General features: G+C 61.6%; 15 protein-coding genes. 6 read left to right on the forward strand and 9 right to left on the reverse strand.

Annotated elements, in window-relative coordinates; all coding sequences use genetic code 11:
• Window positions 1-374: 374 nt before the first annotated feature.
• The gene (locus tag BFP93_RS10235) at window positions 375-728 is read right to left on the reverse strand and encodes a hypothetical protein (RefSeq protein ID WP_065892986.1); all 354 of its coding nucleotides are present in this window, start codon (window positions 726-728) and stop codon (window positions 375-377) included.
• A gap of 484 nt (window positions 729-1212) precedes the next feature.
• On the opposite strand from BFP93_RS10235, the gene BFP93_RS10240 reads away from it, so the two are divergent.
• Window positions 1213-6081: an NAD-glutamate dehydrogenase gene (locus BFP93_RS10240; RefSeq protein ID WP_065892987.1), complete on the forward strand. Its 4869-nt coding sequence runs from the start codon at window positions 1213-1215 to the stop codon at window positions 6079-6081.
• Between the two features lie 85 nt (window positions 6082-6166).
• Here the strand turns inward: BFP93_RS10240 and BFP93_RS10245 are convergent, their stop codons facing one another.
• From BFP93_RS10245 to BFP93_RS10260, 4 genes are all read right to left on the reverse strand, one after another.
• Window positions 6167-7150 carry a sel1 repeat family protein gene (locus tag BFP93_RS10245; protein ID WP_065892988.1) on the reverse strand — a complete coding sequence of 328 codons (984 nt, stop codon included), beginning with the start codon at window positions 7148-7150 and terminating at the stop codon, window positions 6167-6169.
• Between the two features lie 153 nt (window positions 7151-7303).
• Window positions 7304-7987 (reverse strand): GntR family transcriptional regulator, encoded by a 684-nt coding sequence (locus tag BFP93_RS10250; RefSeq protein WP_065892989.1) that lies wholly within the window; start codon window positions 7985-7987, stop codon window positions 7304-7306.
• A gap of 17 nt (window positions 7988-8004) precedes the next feature.
• Entirely contained in the window at window positions 8005-8706 is a 702-nt protein-coding gene (locus BFP93_RS10255) for a FadR/GntR family transcriptional regulator (protein WP_065885203.1), read from the reverse strand.
• Between the two features lie 109 nt (window positions 8707-8815).
• On the reverse strand, window positions 8816-10141 hold the full coding sequence (locus tag BFP93_RS10260) for a C4-dicarboxylate transporter DctA (RefSeq protein WP_170827551.1): 1326 nt from the start codon (window positions 10139-10141) through the stop codon (window positions 8816-8818).
• Window positions 10142-10357: 216 nt separating this feature from the next.
• Here BFP93_RS10260 and BFP93_RS10265 point away from each other — a divergent pair, with 216 nt between their 5' ends.
• Window positions 10358-10987 (forward strand): DNA-3-methyladenine glycosylase I, encoded by a 630-nt coding sequence (locus tag BFP93_RS10265; protein WP_065892990.1) that lies wholly within the window; start codon window positions 10358-10360, stop codon window positions 10985-10987.
• A 16-nt stretch (window positions 10988-11003) separates the two neighbouring features.
• On the opposite strand, the gene BFP93_RS10270 is transcribed toward BFP93_RS10265, so the two are convergent.
• Window positions 11004-12158, reverse strand: a complete 1155-nt coding sequence (locus BFP93_RS10270; protein WP_065892991.1) for a DUF1624 domain-containing protein — start codon at window positions 12156-12158, stop codon at window positions 11004-11006.
• Window positions 12159-12253: 95 nt separating this feature from the next.
• Between BFP93_RS10270 and BFP93_RS10275 the strand changes: the two genes are divergently transcribed.
• Together BFP93_RS10275 and yfcF are read left to right on the forward strand one after the other, a co-directional pair.
• Window positions 12254-12805 carry a DUF924 family protein gene (locus BFP93_RS10275; RefSeq protein ID WP_065892992.1) on the forward strand — a complete coding sequence of 184 codons (552 nt, stop codon included), beginning with the start codon at window positions 12254-12256 and terminating at the stop codon, window positions 12803-12805.
• A 107-nt stretch (window positions 12806-12912) separates the two neighbouring features.
• Window positions 12913-13545: a glutathione transferase gene (yfcF, locus tag BFP93_RS10280; protein ID WP_065892993.1), complete on the forward strand. Its 633-nt coding sequence runs from the start codon at window positions 12913-12915 to the stop codon at window positions 13543-13545.
• On the opposite strand, the gene BFP93_RS10285 is transcribed toward yfcF, so the two are convergent.
• Entirely contained in the window at window positions 13520-13792 is a 273-nt protein-coding gene (locus BFP93_RS10285; RefSeq protein ID WP_065885209.1) for a hypothetical protein, read from the reverse strand. The genes yfcF and BFP93_RS10285 overlap by 26 nt on opposite strands.
• Window positions 13793-14088: 296 nt before the next feature.
• Between BFP93_RS10285 and BFP93_RS10290 the strand changes: the two genes are divergently transcribed.
• On the forward strand, window positions 14089-14430 hold the full coding sequence (locus BFP93_RS10290; protein ID WP_065885210.1) for a hypothetical protein: 342 nt from the start codon (window positions 14089-14091) through the stop codon (window positions 14428-14430).
• Between the two features lie 135 nt (window positions 14431-14565).
• On the opposite strand, the gene BFP93_RS10295 is transcribed toward BFP93_RS10290, so the two are convergent.
• Together BFP93_RS10295 and BFP93_RS10300 are read right to left on the reverse strand one after the other, a co-directional pair.
• Window positions 14566-15312, reverse strand: coding sequence for a creatininase family protein (locus BFP93_RS10295; protein WP_065892994.1), 747 nt, complete (start codon window positions 15310-15312; stop codon window positions 14566-14568).
• A gap of 29 nt (window positions 15313-15341) precedes the next feature.
• Entirely contained in the window at window positions 15342-16070 is a 729-nt protein-coding gene (locus tag BFP93_RS10300; RefSeq protein ID WP_065885212.1) for a murein L,D-transpeptidase catalytic domain family protein, read from the reverse strand.
• Window positions 16071-16109: 39 nt separating this feature from the next.
• Between BFP93_RS10300 and BFP93_RS10305 the strand changes: the two genes are divergently transcribed.
• Window positions 16110-17711 carry a L,D-transpeptidase family protein gene (locus tag BFP93_RS10305; protein ID WP_065892995.1) on the forward strand — a complete coding sequence of 534 codons (1602 nt, stop codon included), beginning with the start codon at window positions 16110-16112 and terminating at the stop codon, window positions 17709-17711.
• Window positions 17712-17956: the final 245 nt, after the last annotated feature.

Consider the following 17956-nt stretch of genomic DNA (forward strand, 5'->3'; position numbering starts at 1 on the left):
CTATGCCAGTCAGTTAAGCGTACACCGCCCTCTGTAGGAGCGAGGGGGGCGCCTAGCTCTTGCTCGCGAAAAACGTCAACGATAACGCGTGCTTTCTGAGTGAACGCGGTGCCTGTGAGTTTTTCGCGAGCAAGCTCGCTCCTACAGTATTAGGGCAAGCGCCTCCCACAGTTGATCTTCTGTGTGGTGAAGACGTTGATCGGGGCAAGCTCTAATGCAGTCAGTCAAGCGTGCACGCCGTCTGTAGGAGCGAGCTTGCTCGCGAAAAACGTCAACGATAACGCGTGCTATCTGAATGAACGCGGTGCCTGTGAGTTTTTCGCGAGCAAGCTCGCTCCTACAGTATCAGGGCAAGCGGCCTCCTTCGGTGCCGCTTAAATCCGGGTGAAGGTGCCGGTGCCTTTGAGGATGTTCTGCAGGGTCTGCTCGACCTCGGCCAGGTCGGATGCGGCCGTGGCATGCGTGATCTCAAGGTGGTCATCGCCCCCCAGCGCATCGGCATCGCCGGCGGCGAGTTCGATCCGCAGGGTCGTGGCCCCCAGGGTGATTTTCAGCCCGGCCAGCGTCGACGGCTCGTAATCCCAGGTCAACTCCACGTCGTCTTCGTCCGGGTAACGGCTGAGCATGAACATCTCGCCGTTGTTGCCGTGGCAGCAGAGCATGGCCATGTTGTCTTCTTCGTCGTCGCACGGGGTGGCCATCAGGGCGTCGGTTTTCAGCTGCAGCATGGGGAATCCTGTGTGGAGGAGGGGCGTTTGCGCCGGGTGATTGTGCCATTGCGGCGAATTTTATGCTGCGCGATGTGTCAGACTGGGATGCATGACCTGACGAGCAGTGTCGGTCATTTCCGGTACTCGTGGGCCTGAAAGCAGCCGGTTTTCATCCGGAAAAACCCGGTTGCCCAAGTTGCAACCCCACACCTGCTTGCCGATGACCGAATATGTCGCAGCACCGCAAGCAGCGCGCTTCCCACACTCGTTAAGCTGCGCAACGGATGTGCTCCGTGCCAGGCGCCTGACCTGCCCGTCGTACCGTCACCCGGCAAGGTGCGCATCCGGTGGAAGTTGTATGTGACCTGACTGTCTTGTCCAGCTTCACCCACCTGTCACTCTGAATCGTTTATCGTGACCGACGAACAGAGCTGACGGTCTCCCCGCAGGGGGATAACACGCGACGCTTCCATCAATAACAAGCCCAAGCGGAGTACCACAGATGGCGTTCTTCACCGCAGCCAGCAAGGCCGACTTCCAGCACCAACTGCAAGCGGCACTGGCGCAGCACATCAGTGAACAGGCACTGCCACAAGTGGCGCTGTTCGCTGAGCAATTTTTCGGCATCATTTCCCTGGACGAACTGACCCAGCGTCGCCTTTCCGACCTGGCCGGTTGCACCCTGTCTGCCTGGCGCCTGCTTGAGCGCTTCGATCACACCCAACCGCAAGTGCGGGTCTACAACCCCGATTACGAACGTCATGGCTGGCAATCGACCCACACTGCGGTCGAAGTGCTGCACCATGACCTGCCATTCCTGGTCGACTCGGTGCGTACCGAGCTCAACCGCCGCGGCTACAGCATCCACACCCTGCAAACCACCGTGCTCAGTGTGCGCCGTGGCAGCAAGGGCGAACTGCTGGAAGTGCTGCCCAAGGGCACCCAGGGCGATGGCATCCTGCAAGAATCGCTGATGTACCTGGAAATCGACCGCTGCGCCAACGCCGCCGAGCTGAACGTACTGAGCAAAGAGCTCGAGCAGGTGCTGGGCGAAGTGCGCGTGGCTGTGGCCGATTTCGAGCCGATGAAAGCCAAGGTCCAGGACCTGCTGGCCGGTATCGACGCCAGCGCTTTCGCTATCGACGGCGAAGAAAAGGCCGAGATCAAGAATTTCCTCGAGTGGCTGGTGGGCAACCACTTCACCTTCCTGGGCTATGAAGAGTTCGTGGTACGTGACGAGGCGGACGGCGGTCATATCGAATATGACGCCGACTCCTTCCTCGGTCTGACCAAGTTGCTGCGCGCCGGCCTCACCGCCGAAGACCTGCGCATCGAAGACTACGCCGTGGCCTACCTGCGCGAACCGACCGTGCTGTCGTTCGCCAAGGCTGCCCACCCGAGCCGCGTACACCGCCCGGCGTATCCGGACTATGTGTCGATCCGCGAAATCACCGCTGACGGCAAGGTCATCAAGGAACACCGCTTCATGGGCCTGTATACCTCCTCGGTGTATGGCGAAAGCGTGCGGGTGATTCCTTACATCCGCCGCAAGGTCGCGGAAATCGAGCGCCGCTCGGGCTTCCAGGCCAAGGCGCACCTGGGCAAGGAACTGGCCCAGGTGGTTGAAGTGCTGCCCCGTGACGACCTGTTCCAGACCCCGGTCGATGAGCTGTTCAGCACGGTGATGTCGATCGTGCAGATCCAGGAGCGCAACAAGATCCGCGTGTTCCTGCGCAAAGACCCGTACGGCCGTTTCTGCTACTGCCTGGCCTACGTGCCACGCGACATCTATTCCACCGAAGTGCGCCAGAAAATCCAGCAAGTGCTGATGGATCGCCTGAAAGCCTCGGACTGCGAGTTCTGGACCTTCTTCTCCGAGTCCGTGCTGGCCCGCGTACAACTGATTCTGCGGGTCGACCCGAAGAATCGCCTGGACATCGACCCGCTGCAACTGGAAAAGGAAGTGGTACAGGCCTGCCGCAGCTGGCAGGACGACTACGCCAGCCTGGTGGTGGAAAGCTTCGGCGAAGCCCACGGCACCAACGTGCTGGCGGATTTCCCCAAAGGCTTCCCGGCCGGTTACCGCGAGCGTTTCGCCGCGCATTCGGCCGTGGTCGACATGCAGCACCTCAACAGCCTGACCGAAGCCAACCCGCTGGTGATGAGCTTCTATCAGCCGCTGGGCCAGGTCTCCGGCCAGCGTGAGCTGCATTGCAAGCTCTACCACGCCGACACCCCGCTGGCGCTGTCCGACGTGCTGCCGATCCTGGAGAACCTGGGCCTGCGCGTGCTGGGCGAATTCCCGTACCGCCTGCGCCATGCCAATGGCCGCGAGTTCTGGATCCATGATTTCGCGTTCATCGCCGCCGAAGGCGTGAACCTGGATATCTCGCAGCTCAACGACACCCTGCAGGATGCCTTCGTGCACATCGTGCACGGCGATGCCGAGAACGATGCGTTCAACCGCCTGGTACTCACCGCCGGCCTGCCATGGCGTGACGTGGCGCTGCTGCGCGCGTATGCCCGTTACCTCAAGCAGATCCGCCTGGGCTTCGACCTCGGCTACATCGCCAGCACCCTGAACAACCACACCGACATCGCCCGCGAGTTGACCCGGTTGTTCAAGACCCGCTTCTACCTGGCGCGCAAGCTCACCGCCGACGACCTGGAAGACAAGCAGCAACGCCTGGAACAAGCGATCCTCGCCGCCCTGGACGATGTCCAGGTGCTCAACGAAGACCGCATCCTGCGTCGCTACCTGGACCTGATCAAGGCGACCCTGCGCACCAACTTCTACCAGACCGACGCCAACGGCCAGAACAAGTCGTACTTCAGCTTCAAGTTCAACCCGCATGCGATCCCCGAGCTGCCCAAGCCGGTGCCGAAGTTCGAGATCTTCGTCTACTCGCCACGCGTCGAAGGCGTGCACCTGCGCTTTGGCAACGTCGCCCGTGGCGGCCTGCGCTGGTCCGACCGGGAAGAAGACTTCCGTACCGAAGTGCTCGGCCTGGTAAAAGCCCAGCAGGTGAAGAACTCGGTGATCGTGCCCGTAGGCGCCAAGGGCGGCTTCCTGCCGCGTCGCCTGCCATTGGGCGGCAGCCGTGACGAGATCGCGGCCGAGGGCATCGCCTGCTACCGCATCTTCATTTCCGGCCTGTTGGACATTACCGACAACCTGAAGGACGGCGCCCTGGTGCCGCCGGCCAACGTTGTGCGTCATGACAACGATGACCCGTACCTGGTGGTGGCAGCGGACAAGGGCACTGCGACCTTCTCCGATATCGCCAACGGCATCGCCATCGACTACGGCTTCTGGCTGGGCGACGCGTTCGCCTCCGGTGGTTCGGCCGGTTACGACCACAAGAAAATGGGCATTACTGCCAAGGGCGCGTGGGTCGGTGTGCAGCGTCACTTCCGTGAGCGCGGCATCAATGTGCAGGAAGACAGCATCACCGTGGTGGGCGTCGGCGATATGGCCGGTGACGTGTTCGGTAACGGCTTGCTGATGTCCGACAAGCTGCAACTGGTCGCGGCCTTCAACCACCTGCACATCTTCATCGACCCGAACCCGAACCCGGCCACCAGCTTCGTCGAGCGCCAGCGCCTGTTCGAGCTGCCGCGTTCGGCCTGGACCGACTACGACACCAGCATCATGTCCGAAGGCGGCGGGATCTTCTCGCGCAGTGCCAAGAGCATTGCCATCTCGGCGCAGATGAAAGAACGCTTCGACATCCAGGCCGACAAGCTGACCCCGACCGAACTGCTCAACGCCTTGCTCAAGGCACCGGTGGACCTGTTGTGGAACGGCGGTATCGGCACTTACGTTAAGGCCAGCACCGAGAGCCACGCCGATGTGGGCGACAAGGCCAACGACGCGCTGCGCGTCAACGGCAACGAGCTGCGCTGCAAAGTGGTGGGCGAGGGCGGCAACCTGGGCATGACCCAACTGGGCCGTGTCGAGTTCGGCCTCAATGGCGGCGGTTCCAACACCGACTTCATCGACAACGCCGGCGGCGTGGACTGCTCCGACCACGAAGTGAACATCAAGATCCTGCTCAACGAAGTGGTGCAGGCCGGTGACATGACCGACAAGCAGCGCAACCAGTTGCTGGCGAGCATGACCGACGAAGTCGGCAACCTGGTGTTGGGCAACAACTACAAACAGACCCAGGCCCTGTCCCTGGCCGCGCGCAAGGCTTACGAGCGCGCCGCCGAGTACAAGCGCCTGATGAGCGACCTGGAAGGCCGTGGCAAGCTGGACCGCGCCATCGAGTACCTGCCGACCGAGGAGCAACTGGTCGAGCGCGCCTCGACCGGCAAGGGCCTGACGCGTCCGGAGCTGTCGGTGTTGATCTCCTACAGCAAGATCGACCTCAAGGAAGCGCTGCTCAAGTCCCAGGTGCCGGATGACGAGTACCTGACCCGTGACATGGAGACCGCGTTCCCGCCGAGCCTGGTGGCCAAGTTCTCCGAGGCCATGCGCCGTCACCGCCTCAAGCGCGAGATTGTCAGCACCCAGATCGCCAACGACCTGGTCAACCACATGGGCATCACCTTCGTGCAGCGACTCAAGGAGTCGACCGGCATGAGCCCGGCGAACGTGGCCGGCGCCTATGTGATTGTGCGTGACATCTTCCATCTCCCGCACTGGTTCCGTCAGATCGAAGCCCTGGACCACCAGGTTTCGGCCGACGTGCAACTGGAGCTGATGGACGAACTGATGCGCCTGGGCCGTCGCGCCACGCGCTGGTTCCTGCGCAGTCGTCGCAACGAACAGGACGCCGGGCGTGATACCGCGCACTTCGGTCCGCACCTGGCGGCGCTGGGTCTCAAGCTCGATGAACTGCTTGAAGGCCCGACTCGTGAAGGCTGGCAGAACCGTTACCAGGCCTACACCCAGGCCGGCGTACCGGAGTTGTTGGCGCGCATGGTTGCAGGCACTACCCACCTGTACACCCTGCTGCCGATCATCGAAGCCGCCGACGTGACCGGGCATGACGCCGCCGAAGTGGCCAAGGCCTACTTCGCCGTCGGCAGCGCGCTGGACCTGCCGTGGTACCTGCAGCAGATCAGCGACCTGCCGGTGGGCAACAACTGGCAGGCCCAGGCCCGCGAAGCCTTCCGCGACGACGTGGACTGGCAGCAACGGGCGATCACCATTTCGGTCCTGCAAATGGCCGACGCGCCGCAGGACATGGAAGCCCGCGTGGCCCTGTGGCTTGAGCAGCATCAGGACATGGCGGATCGCTGGCGCGCGATGATGGTGGAAATCCGTGCTGCGGTCGGCACGGACTACGCCATGTACGCGGTGGCCAACCGTGAGTTGCTGGACCTGGCGTTGAGTGGTCAGTCGGTGTTGCAGCCGGCGTGATCGAGCGGTAATGAAGAGGCCCCGTATCGCAGGATACGGGGCCTTTTTTATCGGTGGGGGGCACGCTTCTCCCCGGATATCGGTGTCACCAGCCGAGAATGACCAGCGGTTCGAGCACCTGGAATACCCGCGTAATGGTTCCCCGCAGTTGCGCCAGGATGATGTCGCTTTCGGCGGTGTCCTGCATTTGATGCTTGATGGCCTGATAATCGTCTTCGACCGATGGCAGGGGCAATGCGCCATCTACCTTGGTCAGGACCAGCTTCAACAACGCACAGGCCTTGGGCAGATTACGTTCAAGTCCGTAGGTGCGGTGTACCCGATTCTTGTCCTGCGACAAGCCTGCCAGCGCATACGCGTACTCCAGCAGCCCATCGAGCTGGCCCATCATTGCCAGTTGGATAATCCTTTTTTGTTTTTCCTCAACACTGACCGCTTCGTCGGTGGTAAAGGCCAACTCGTACACTGCCTTTGGATAACCCCTGTCGGCCGCTCGTTGAGTCAGTTCCACGATCAGTGCCTGGCGTTCCAGGCGATTGGGTATCAGTTCCGGTCGTTTGGCGTAGGCGTCTTTCAGTTCGTATATCGCTGCGATGTCGCCTTGATCAGCGGCTTTTTTCAGCCACTGCACGTCGTTGGTCAGCGTATACAGACAACGCTGTGCCGAGGGCGTATCGGCAAGGGGTGGTGTGGTTGCCAGCGTCCTGGCTCTGGCCAGGGATTCGCTGTCGCCCAAGCGCAGCAATGCTGGAATATGGTCTTGAGCGGCCGCCAGTCGCAGCCATTTGGCGGTCGCCTCGCTGACAAGGCGAAAGCCGCCGTCCAGGCGCGTTTCGCAGGTGGCCATGGCGTATTGCGATTCCACGTCGCCTGCGGCGCCGGCGATGGTCAGATGAAACCTCGCCTTGTCATAACTGCCCAGTGCGTAAAGGCCAAGCCCGATCTGCTTGGCTGTTGCATTGAGTTCAGTCAAGGCTGTGTTGACCTCGGCCGGGAGTGCTGCGGACTGCTCTTTCAACTGCTTGAGCAGGTTGAACAGTGAGATTCGGGTTTGTGATTCGATGGACATGGTTCGTACCTGTGATAAGCACTGAAATTGTGCGAGACACAGGTTATGCAGAGCGTGTGGGGCCAAGGTGCTAATTACTTGACGCGCTGTGGCTGGCCACCTTGCCTGTGAGAGGCGGTGCGCTCCCACAGGTTGATCGTTATGCAGGTCGGATCAGTGGTTTTTCAAGAGCTGTGTTTCCAGGTGGTCCAGGTGCTGCGTCATCAGCGCTACGGCGGTGCCCGAGTCGCGCTGCGCCAGCGCATCCACAATCGCCACATGCTCCTGCCAGGCACAACAGGTGCGGGTTCGACGTTCGTACTGGGCAATGACCAGCGAGGTCAACGGCACCAGGCTATTGAGGAACTGCGCCAATGGCCCGTTCCCGGCGATAGCGGCCAGTTGTAAATGGAATTCACCGGACAACCGGATCGCCGGCCCGCGCTGGTCGCGTTCGATGCAGTCGCGTTCGCGGGCGATCAACTCGCGTAACTGGCGTACCTGTGCCCCTGTCGCCCGGGCGCAGGCCAATTGCACCACGGTCATTTCGGTCATGCGCCGGGCTTCGAGAATCTGCCGGGTTTGCTGGGCGTCCGGCGCCGCCACCTGGGCCCGCTGGTTGGGGCGCAGGATGATCACTTGCTGCTGTGACAACTTGGCCAGGACGCGGCGGATCACGCTGCGGCTCACGCCAAAGCGCTCCCCCAGGCTTTCTTCGGTGAAGCGGCTGGCGGGGGCGATGCGTTGCTCGAGAATGGCGTCGAACAGCCGTGGATAGATCTCATCTGCCGAGGGCTTCTTGCCCGGCACCCGACGCAGGCAGGGCAGGGGGTCGCGTTGCAGGGCGTGGACGTTCATGGCCTGTCTCCAATTATTCAACTGCCCAGATGGTCATCCGGGATGTTCAGGCGAATGCCCATGCGCAAGCCTTCCTGCAGGATGTGCCGACGCATTTCGGCACTGGCCAGGGCACTGTTCTTGTTGCGGATGGCGCGCACCACGGCTTCGTTTTCCTGCAGGCGTTCGGCCAGGTGCTCCGGGGAATTGCGCAACACCTGGGCGCTTTGCTTGAGCGCCGTGCTGGTCTGCTGCACCACGTTCTGGAAGATCGGGTTGGAGGTCAGGGCGAACAGTTCTTCGTGAAATTCGATGTAGGCGTTCATGCCCGCCTCGGCGTCGCCCGCATCCAGGGCTTCGCGCATGTCCATCAGGGTCAGGCGCAGTTGGCCGATTTCCTTGCTGCTGATGGATTGGGCGACCAGGCCGACGATGAAGGGTTCCAGGGTATAGCGCAGTTGCAGAATGTCTTCGAGGCTGGCATCGGCCACGGCGTCGCTCGACTGCGGCTCGCTGACGCTGGTTTCCAGCACCACCACGCCTTTGCCGGGCATGGAGCGCACCAGGCCGAGGGTTTCCAGCACGATCACCGCTTCGCGCAGGCTCGGGCGGCTGATGCCCATCTGCTCGGCCAGTTCACGCTGGCCGGGCAGCATTTCACCACGCCGCCATTGCCCGCGTGCCAGGGCGGCGCGCAGTTTTTCTACGACTGAATTGACGACGGTTGAGGTGCTGATCACGTCGATGTCTCCTTGATGTTGCGAATACGGCAGTCAATCTTGTGATGAACCAATGTGGGAGCGGGCAAGCCCCCTCCCACATTTGATTTGTGTTGTGCCTGAAAGCGGATCAGAACTCCTGATGCGCCGGCAATACCGGTTTCTTGGTCTGGAAGGCGTAGCCTTGCTGGCCGTCGAGTACCTTGTTGGCGCGCTGGATATCGATGTCTTTTTCCCAGCGGGCGATGGCCACGGTGGCGACGCAGTTGCCGATCAGGTTGGTCAAGGCACGGCCTATGCCCATGAACCAGTCCACCGCGAGTACCAGCACCAGGCCGACCACCGGAATCGCCGGGATGGCCGTGAGCGTGGCCGCCAGAATCACCAGGGCCGAACCCGGAATGCCGTGGGCGCCTTTGGAGGTGATCAAGGAGACCAGCAGGATAGTGAGCAGGTCGGTCATCGACAGCGGGGTGCCGGTCGCGTTGGCGATAAACACGATGGCCAGGGTCAGGTAGATCGAGAAACCGTCGAGGTTGAACGAGTAGCCGGTAGGAATCACCAGGCCCACGGTGGAGCTGCCAATCCCCAGGTGCTCCAGCTTGCGCATGATCTGCGGCAGCACCGCGTCGGACGAAGCCGTGCCCATCACGATCAGCAGTTCTTCGCGCAGGTACTTGAGCAGCGGCAGCATGCGCAGGCCCGACAAGCGCATCACCAGGCCGAGGATCAGGCCGACGAAGGCCAGGCATGTCAGGTAGAACAGGCCCACCAGGCTGCCCAGGTGTTGCAGGGAGTCCAGGCCATAGGTGCTGGTGGTGAACGCGATCGCGCCGAATACGCCGATTGGCGCCAGGCGCACGATCATGCCCATGATGCGGAAGATCACATGGCTCAGCTCGTTGATCAGCCGCGAGATGCCCGACGCCGCTTCACCCACCAGGTTCAGCGCACTGCCGAACAGCACCGAGAACAACAGCACCTGCAGCACGTTGTTGTCGGCGAAGGCACCGATTACCGAGTTGGGGATCAGGTCCATCAGGAACTGGCTGGTGCCCTTGATGTGCTGGCCCTTGTCGGCCAGTTCATTCAAGCCGGCGGACGAAAGCTGCTCAAGATGGATGTTGGCGCCGCTGCCGATGCCGGTGCTGAAGGCCATGATCAGGCCGAGCACCAGGGCGACGGTGGTCAGCACTTCGAAATAGATCACTGACTTCAAGCCAATGCGCCCGACTTTCTTCAAATCGCCGGCGCCGGAAATGCCGCTGACCACGACGCAGAATACAATCAGGCCGATCAGCATTTTGATCAGCTTGATAAAGCCGTCACCCAGGGGTTTGAGTTGCGAGGAGAATTCGGGGAGGGCCAGGCCGCAAATGACGCCTAGCATCAGGCCAATCACGACTTGCAGGAAAATCGAACGCGAGCACCATCTGAGCATGGGAGGGATCTCTATTCGGTGCCCTGGTGGTTCCAGGGCTTAATTGTTGTGGTCTTACCGGTAAGTCCAGTGCGCGGCCAGTCTACGCCCGGTTTTTTTCAAACTACAAGTAAATATTCGGTGGTCGATAGGACCCGGTCTGACCAGTGAGTCGGTAAGTACGGTGTTTGAGCGGTTGACGCCGTGGAAATTTTTTTGCGTATCATCCGCGCTCGGTACACGAGGTGATGGATGGAACAATCAGGCCTGACAACGGATGAAGCCGGGCGCACCTGCTGCGCCTGGCGTAACGCCGCGCCGCAATACCTGCATTACCACGACCATGAGTGGGGCGTGCCGGTGGCGGATGACGTCCTGCTGTACGAGAAGATTTGCCTGGAAGGTTTTCAGGCCGGGATGGCGTGGATCACTATCTTGCGCAAGCGCGAGCAGTTTCGGCGGGCGTTCGACGGCTTTGATTTTCGCAAGGTGGCGCAGTATGGCGAGGCGGATATCGAACGCTTGATGGGCGACCCGGGTATCGTGCGCAACCGGGCGAAGATTGTGTCGACGATCAACAATGCCCGCCGCGCCTGCGAACTGGTAAGTGAAAGCGGTTCGCTGGCGCGCTGGGTATGGTCTTTCGAGCCCGGCCCGCAGGAGCGCCCGGCGGTGGTGGACATGGCGTACTGGAACGCCAACCCGACCTCGCCGGCTTCGGTGCGCTTGTCCAAGGCGCTCAAGAAACGCGGTTGGACCTTTGTCGGCCCGACCACGATGTATGCGCTGATGCAGGCGCTGGGCATGGTCAATGATCACTTGGAGGGCTGCATCTGCCGAGAACGTATCGAAGCACTGCGGCATCAGTTCGAACGACCCTGAGCGCTCGCCCGCGTGCTCAGAAATATTTAAGCCAGGTGATATCCCTGCGCCGCGCCTTGAGTGCGGCGAACCATCGCACCGGCACATACAGCGCCAGTGGCAGCACCAACGCCACCGCCCACACGGCGCCGACGCTGTCGAAACCGAAATAATTGCCGTGATTGAGCCCAAACAACGCGACACACGCGACATGAATCAGTTTGAGCACATACAGGTGCAGCAGATAAAAGAACATCGGCGCCGCGCCAAATACCGCCAGCATGCTGATCCAGCGCTTGTGCCCGGCACGTTCGAACGCCAGCAGCAACAGCAGGCCGATGCCCAGCGTCAGCGCCAGGAACAACAACGAAGGTGGATACTTGGTGACGTTGAAAAAGCTCATCACGCTCTGCACGCCGCTGTCGTAGGCCTGCCAAGGCTTGTCGCCATATCCGTTGAGTGCCCGCAACAGCACAAACCCCAGCAGTGCGCCGACGCCTGCGAGCAGCAGATAACGCTGGCGCACGGCGGGGAGCACGGTCGTCGAAAACCACGGACCGAGGCCGTAGCCCAGGGCAATCACGCCGATCCATGGCAGTACCGGGTACGTCACACGAATGCGCAGGGTGTCGGACACCTCGATAAAACTGCGCTCATGCAGGATCGACCACGCCACCTGCGCGGCCGAGCCGGGGGTGAAATGCACGCCGTCGAGCAGGTTATGCCCGGCAATCAATACCAGCGCCAAAGTAATCAGCAGCGGGCGCGGCAACCATACCAGCGCGGCGAGGGCGATCATGCTCACCCCGATCGCCCAGATAACCTGCAGATAAAGCAGGCCCGGTGGCCACTGGAAGGTCCAGGCGAAGTGCACCAGCGTGACCTCCAATACCACCAGAAACAGCCCACGCTTGAACAAAAATGCCGACACCGCGCGCCGACCCTGGTATTTCTGGCCGTACAGCCAGGCTGACATACCGGTGAGCAACACGAACACGGGCGCGCAAAGATGGGCGAGGGTGCGGCTGAAAAACAGCGCGGGCTCGGTGGTGTCGATGTTCATCGGGTCGCCGACCTGGCGGTGCAGCAGGAACGTTTCGCGTGCGTGGTCGAGCAACATGAACAGGATCACCAGGCCCCGCAGGGCGTCGATGGAAAGCAGGCGTTGGCGTAGCGCAACAGCATCGGTCATGGGGCAGTTCACAAGGCTGGGAAAAAAAGAGGCGTTATCATATAACATTATTGGCGCATCGCCGCGCTGTTTAAACGAGCGTATCGGAGGCATTGATGACACACAGGAACGTCCAATCGGCCGAGGCCGTGATCGACTTCTGGAAACAGGCGGGCCCAAAGCGTTGGTTTGCCAAGGACGACGAATTCGACGCGAGCTTTCGCGAGACCTTCCACACCACCCATCTGCAGGCGGCCCGGCGCGAGCTGGAGGATTGGCTGGACACGCCCCACGGTGCGCTGGCCTTGCTGATCCTGCTGGACCAGTATCCGCGCAACGCTTTTCGTGGCACGGCGCATATGTTCGCCACCGACCCGCTGGCGCGCCTGTATGCGCGATGCATGGTGGACGCAGGATTGGATCAACTGATCGAACCCGAACTGCGCGCTTTTTGTTATTTGCCGTTTGAGCATTCGGAAGATCCGCAGGATCAGCAACGCTCCATCGCGCTTAATCAGCCTCTGGACGCCAATACCTCTCACTGGGCCCGGGAGCATGCGCGGATTATCCAGCGGTTTGGGCGCTTTCCCCATCGCAATGCGGTGTTGGCCAGAGAGACCACCGATGAAGAACGAGACTTCCTCGACGCCGGCGGATTCGCGGGTTAAGTGATCAAGCTGCACTATTCCCGCGAGGAATGGCCCCATAAAAACGCCGCATTGTCTTTATCATCGCGCATCTCGTAGCGTGAAGCCTTATTTCAAGGAGATCGCCCATGAGCCACCGTCCGCTGCGCCTCTACGTTGATTCGCTGTTCGTCAGCCCCTATGCCATGTCGGTATTCGTCGCCTTGCGGGAAAAGGGCTTGGCATTCGAGACCGTGCCCCTGGACCTGGAGGCCGGCCAGCAGCAGGCGGCGGGCTACGCGCGATTGTCTTTGACCCAGCGGGTGCCGACGCTGGAGGACGGCGAGTTCTCGCTGTCGGAGTCTTCGGCGATTACTGAATACCTGGACGAAGCCTATCCCGAGAGCCGCGTTTATCCGGTGGACCCGCAGCAGCGGGCGAGGGCACGGCAGGTGCAGGCGTGGTTGCGCAGTGATTTGCTGCCGATTCGCCAGGAGCGCTCGACCCTGGTGGTGTTCTGCGGGCAGAAGATGCCGCCGTTGTCGCCATTGGCCGAGGCTGCTGCGGGCAAATTGATCGGCGTGGCGCAGGAATTACTGATGGATGACCCGGACTACCTGTTCGGCACTTGGTCGATTGCCGATGTGGACCTGGCGGTGATGCTCAATCGCCTGATCCTCAACGGCGACGCCGTGCCGGCGCCACTGGTGGCTTACGCCCGGCGTCAGTGGCAAAGGCCATCGGTGCAGGAATGGCTCAACCAGCCACGCCCTGGGGTGTAGGGCTGTCGTTCATTTGCGCGACGCGCCGGTCCAGGTCTTCCCAATCGGCCATGCCCAGCACGCGCGTGGTGTTCAAACCGCGCAGGTAGCCACGCAGTTGCTGGGCACTGGCCGATTGCGCGGCGGCAACGCTGGTGTCACTCAACAGCACGTCTTCATACTCGACCAGGTAATCGGCGACGCGCTCGCGAAACTCCGGCAATACGGCTTCGCGGATGCGGTCGAAGGTTTTCTGGTGACGCTTCATGGCATGGTCCTTATAGGTTTTATGGGTTGGGCTACCTGACACTATCGGTTCAAATAATAGTCACCATCAAGGATCACAAGTTCTGTTTTTACGGCAAAAGCGCAAAATCCGCTCATCGAAACGCGGCTCAAGGAAATGCGCGATGAGGACTCTGATCCAGCTGGTTTTGATCACCCTGATGCTCGTAAACTCCGTGGGGTGTTGTACAGGTGCATGACACGTCTGCACTGCAGAGTGCCGCGCTGGTTGATACGCGGATCGACAGGCACCTATTTTGTTATTTTTCAGGAATGTTTATGCACGCTTTTTTCGCCCCGGCCCTGGCTCTTTCTGCCCTGGCGCTGACCGGTTGCATCACGGCTCCGAATGCCCCATCGCTGACCCTGCACACCGCCAAAACCCCTGAAGGCTATGTGCAATGCGTACTGCCCAAGCTTGAAAAGCACGGCATCACCTCGACCGTGACGCAGAACTCGCGCCACGCCAAGGTGCTGTTGACCAGCAAGATCGCGGCTGATGATGTGCTGGAAGCCTATAAATCCCAGGATGGCACCAAGGTGTTCCTGTACGAGCGCAAACCGCTGGCGTCGGCGATCAAGGCGTCACGGCTCGAGCAGGCTGCGCAGGACTGTCAGTAACCCCGGGCCCAGGACAAATGCAGATCAAATGTGGGAGGGGGCAAGCCCCCGATAGCAGTGTGTCAGTAACAAATAAGCTGACTGACCCACCGCTATCGGGGGCAAGCCCCCTCCCACATTTGGATAGTGTTCGACTCAGGGTTTTGACTCATTGCTGAAGGCATTCACGGTCTTGACCAGCCCCTGCGCCGCCAACGCCACCAGTTCACCGCCTTTCTCCACCGTCGCCAATGCCGGGTCCGAGCCCATGCGCCCGTCGGGGAAGCGCGCGCGAAAGTCCAGCGCTTCGCGGATCGGGCCGGTGTTGGCGATTCGCGGCGAGTACTCGGCCGACTTGATCGAGTCCGGATAGGCCCATTGCGTCACGGCAATCTCCGACGGGGTGGCGTGGCTGCCATGGCCCACCGGGAATTGGCGCTGCGCCAGGTCGGTGACGCCTTCCAGGTCCCACCAGTTGACCAGCTTGAGGGCGAACCCGGCCGGGCGGTGGGCAAAGCTGGCTTCGGCGTAGAGTTCGGAAAACGCCGCTTCGATGGTGGCGATATTGCCGCCGTGGCCGTTGAGGAACAGGATCTTGTCGAAGCCATGCCCGGCCAGCGAGCGTACCCAGTCGCCGATCGCGGCGATAAAGGTGGAAGGGCGCAGCGAGATGGTGCCGGGAAAACCCAAGTGGTGCTGGGCCATGCCGATATTGAACGTCGGGCCGACCAGAATATCAGCCTGCTTCTGCGCCTCGACGGCGATGATCTCCGGGCACATCCAGTCGGTGCCCAGCAGGCCGGTAGGGCCGTGTTGCTCGTTGGAGCCGATGGGGATGATCACCGTGCGGCTGCGCTGCAGAAACTGCCCGATCTCGATCCAGGTGGACGTGTGTAGAAGCATGCGACGCTCTCTTTTATCTGTGGGACAGGCTATCCGCCACGGATTGTACGACTACTGGCCACCTGTTGGGGTTTGCAATTGAGATAGGTCGAAGACTTCAACCAGCGCTGGTCGGGGTACCACGAAAACATGAATTGTCCGTCCTTGAGCTTGTCCACCACTTGGCGCGCTACTTGCGGGCGCACCGCCGGGCAGCCCTGGCTGCGGCCGATACGGCCTTCGCGCTTGCTCCATAGCGGGCTGACGTAGTCGGCGGCATGAATCACAATGGCGCGGTCGCGGGCCAGGTCATTGAAGCCAGGCTCCAGGCCGTCCATGCGCAGCGAGTATCCGTGGGTGCCGAGGTAACTTTCCTGGGTGCGGAACAGGCCCAGGCTGGACTGATGACTGCCTTCGAGATTGGAAAATTCGGTGGCGAAGTTTTCGCCGGACTTGGCGCCGTGGGCCACCAGGTCGCGCAGAACCAGGGTCTTTTTGCGCAGGTCGAAAATCCACAGCCGACGGGCGGTAGACGGCTGGGAGTAGTCAATCACGGCCAGGCGATCGGAGCGTTCCTCGCCGTTATTGACCGCGCACTGCACCGCGCTAAGGGCGCTTTTCAACACGATGGGATTGAGTTCTGGAGCCGAGCGCGCCAGGCTGCTATACAAAGAAGCAGGGGAGCCATTGGCGGCGAGCGCAACAGCGCTCGGGAACGCCAGGCTCGCCGTGATCAGGCCCAGGGTGGTTAATCCGAGCCGGCGCATAAAAGTCAGCATCTACAAGCGAGTCCCCGCTGTGGAGTGGAGCTAAGTCAATTGTTCAAAAAACACGCATGTTACTTGAGCATTTGCCTGCTCGTTACACCACTGGTCGCCACAGCCGAAGCGCTGCCGCTGGAACCGTTGCCGGTCACGACTCCAGCACCGGTCGACCTGGCGCCGCTGCAACAGGCCCTGGCGCAGTTGCCCAGTGTCTGCCCGCAGCTCGCGCCGCGTATCGACGCCAGTGCGCAATTGCGCCTGCAAGCCTTTTACCAGCAGCAGGGCGACGTGCCGCAGTGGTCTTCCGACGCGCGTCGGCAGGCCTTGCACGACCAGTTGCTGATGCTCGCCGACGACGGCCTGGACCCCACCCACTATAGCCTGCCCGCTGCAGATGCCACGGCTAATGTGCTGTGCAGCGATATTGCGATCAGCCAGCAGTACCTCCAGGCCCTGCAGGATTTGCACTTCGGGCGCCTGCAGCAATCGCGCTTCGAACCGCTCTGGCACGCCCAACCGCCGGCCGACGACCCAGGCACCGCCGTGCTGGCCTTCGCCGCCACCGGCTTGCAGGACATGGCCCAGGCATTCGACCAGGCGCGGCCCAGCGCGGATTTGTATCGCAGCCTGCGCAACGCTTATTCCGGTGCGCGCCAACAGCCGTTGCCGCAGTGGGAGGCGGTGGGCAGTGGGCCGCTGTTGCGTCCGGGCATGGAAGACCCACGGGTGCCGGAACTGGCGCGGCGCCTCTACCGCGGCGGTTACCTGACCTCTGAACCCAAGGGCAGCGCCCGGCAGTACGGCCCCGAGCTGGTCGCTGCGGTCAAGGCCTTCCAGCTCAGCCATTCCCTGCAGGCCGACGGTGTGATCGGCGCCGGCACCGTGGCTGAACTCAATATCAGCCCGGCGATGCGCCGCGACCAGTTGCGCATCAACCTCGAGCGGTTCCGCTGGCTGGCCCGCGACCTGGAGCCCGAAGGCGTGGTGGTCAACGTCGCGGCCGCGCAACTGAGCGTGTACCAGAGCGGCATTCCCGTGTGGCAGACCCGCCTGCAAGTGGGCCGCGCCGAGCGTCAGACACCGCTGCTCAAATCGCGCATTACGCGGCTGACCCTCAACCCGACATGGACCATCCCGCCCACCATCATGCGTGAGGACAAGCTGCCGGCCATTCGCCTCAATCCGGAATACCTGCGCCAGCAGAACCTGCAAGTGCTGGATGCTGAAGGCCACCCGCTGACGCCGGAGCAAGTCGACTGGGCGCGTCCCGGCAATATCCTGCTGCGCCAGGAGGCGGGGCCGCGCAACCCGTTGGGCAAGATCGTGATGCGTTTCCCCAACCCGTATTCGGTGTACCTGCATGACACGCCGAGCCAGCCACTGTTTACCAAGGGGCCACGGGCGTTCAGCTCGGGGTGCGTGCGGGTCGAACAACCGCTGCTGTTGCGCGACCTGCTGGTGACGCCGGCCGAACGTACGCGCACCGACGAGCTGCTGGCCACCGGCATCACCCATGAATTCAGGCTGGCCACGCCGGTACCGGTGCTGCTGGGGTATTGGACGGTGGAAGTGGATCGCCAGGGAAGTCTGGTGTACGCGCCGGATATCTACGCGCGTGATCCGGTATTGATCAAGGCCATGGGGAGTGTGCTGTAGAACTGAATGGCTAGGTACCCATGTGGGAGGGGGCTTACCCCCGATGGCGGCGTCGCAACCGACGGGTATCCATCTGGCGCACCTCGGTCCAAATGTGGGAGGGGGCTTGCCCCCGATGGCGGCCTCAGGGCCAGCCAGTATCTTGGATCAGCCGAGTACATATCCATTATTTAGGTAACGGCTGCTAATGGTTCCGCTTTTACAGCGGCTCACTTTTGAAAAGCGCAAAAGTAAGCAAAACGCTC

The organism is Pseudomonas sp. 44 R 15 (genome assembly GCF_900004965.1).
Taxonomy (GTDB): domain Bacteria; phylum Pseudomonadota; class Gammaproteobacteria; order Pseudomonadales; family Pseudomonadaceae; genus Aquipseudomonas; species Aquipseudomonas orientalis_A.

Bases quoted from the DNA above. Each gene is read 5' to 3' on its own strand.
- BFP93_RS10295 (WP_065892994.1), bottom strand. From the start codon at position 15,312: ATGCTTCTACACACGTCCACCTGGATCGAGATCGGGCAGTTTCTGCAG.
- BFP93_RS10300 (WP_065885212.1), bottom strand. From the start codon at position 16,070: ATGCTGACTTTTATGCGCCGGCTCGGATTAACCACCCTGGGCCTGATC.
- BFP93_RS10285 (WP_065885209.1), bottom strand. From the start codon at position 13,792: ATGAAGCGTCACCAGAAAACCTTCGACCGCATCCGCGAAGCCGTATTG.
- yfcF (WP_065892993.1), top strand. From the start codon at position 12,913: ATGAGCCACCGTCCGCTGCGCCTCTACGTTGATTCGCTGTTCGTCAGC.
- BFP93_RS10245 (WP_065892988.1), bottom strand. From the start codon at position 7,150: ATGTCCATCGAATCACAAACCCGAATCTCACTGTTCAACCTGCTCAAG.
- BFP93_RS10275 (WP_065892992.1), top strand. From the start codon at position 12,254: ATGACACACAGGAACGTCCAATCGGCCGAGGCCGTGATCGACTTCTGG.
- BFP93_RS10270 (WP_065892991.1), bottom strand. From the start codon at position 12,158: ATGACCGATGCTGTTGCGCTACGCCAACGCCTGCTTTCCATCGACGCC.
- BFP93_RS10265 (WP_065892990.1), top strand. From the start codon at position 10,358: ATGGAACAATCAGGCCTGACAACGGATGAAGCCGGGCGCACCTGCTGC.
- BFP93_RS10240 (WP_065892987.1), top strand. From the start codon at position 1,213: ATGGCGTTCTTCACCGCAGCCAGCAAGGCCGACTTCCAGCACCAACTG.
- BFP93_RS10250 (WP_065892989.1), bottom strand. From the start codon at position 7,987: ATGAACGTCCACGCCCTGCAACGCGACCCCCTGCCCTGCCTGCGTCGG.
- BFP93_RS10235 (WP_065892986.1), bottom strand. From the start codon at position 728: ATGCTGCAGCTGAAAACCGACGCCCTGATGGCCACCCCGTGCGACGAC.
- BFP93_RS10290 (WP_065885210.1), top strand. From the start codon at position 14,089: ATGCACGCTTTTTTCGCCCCGGCCCTGGCTCTTTCTGCCCTGGCGCTG.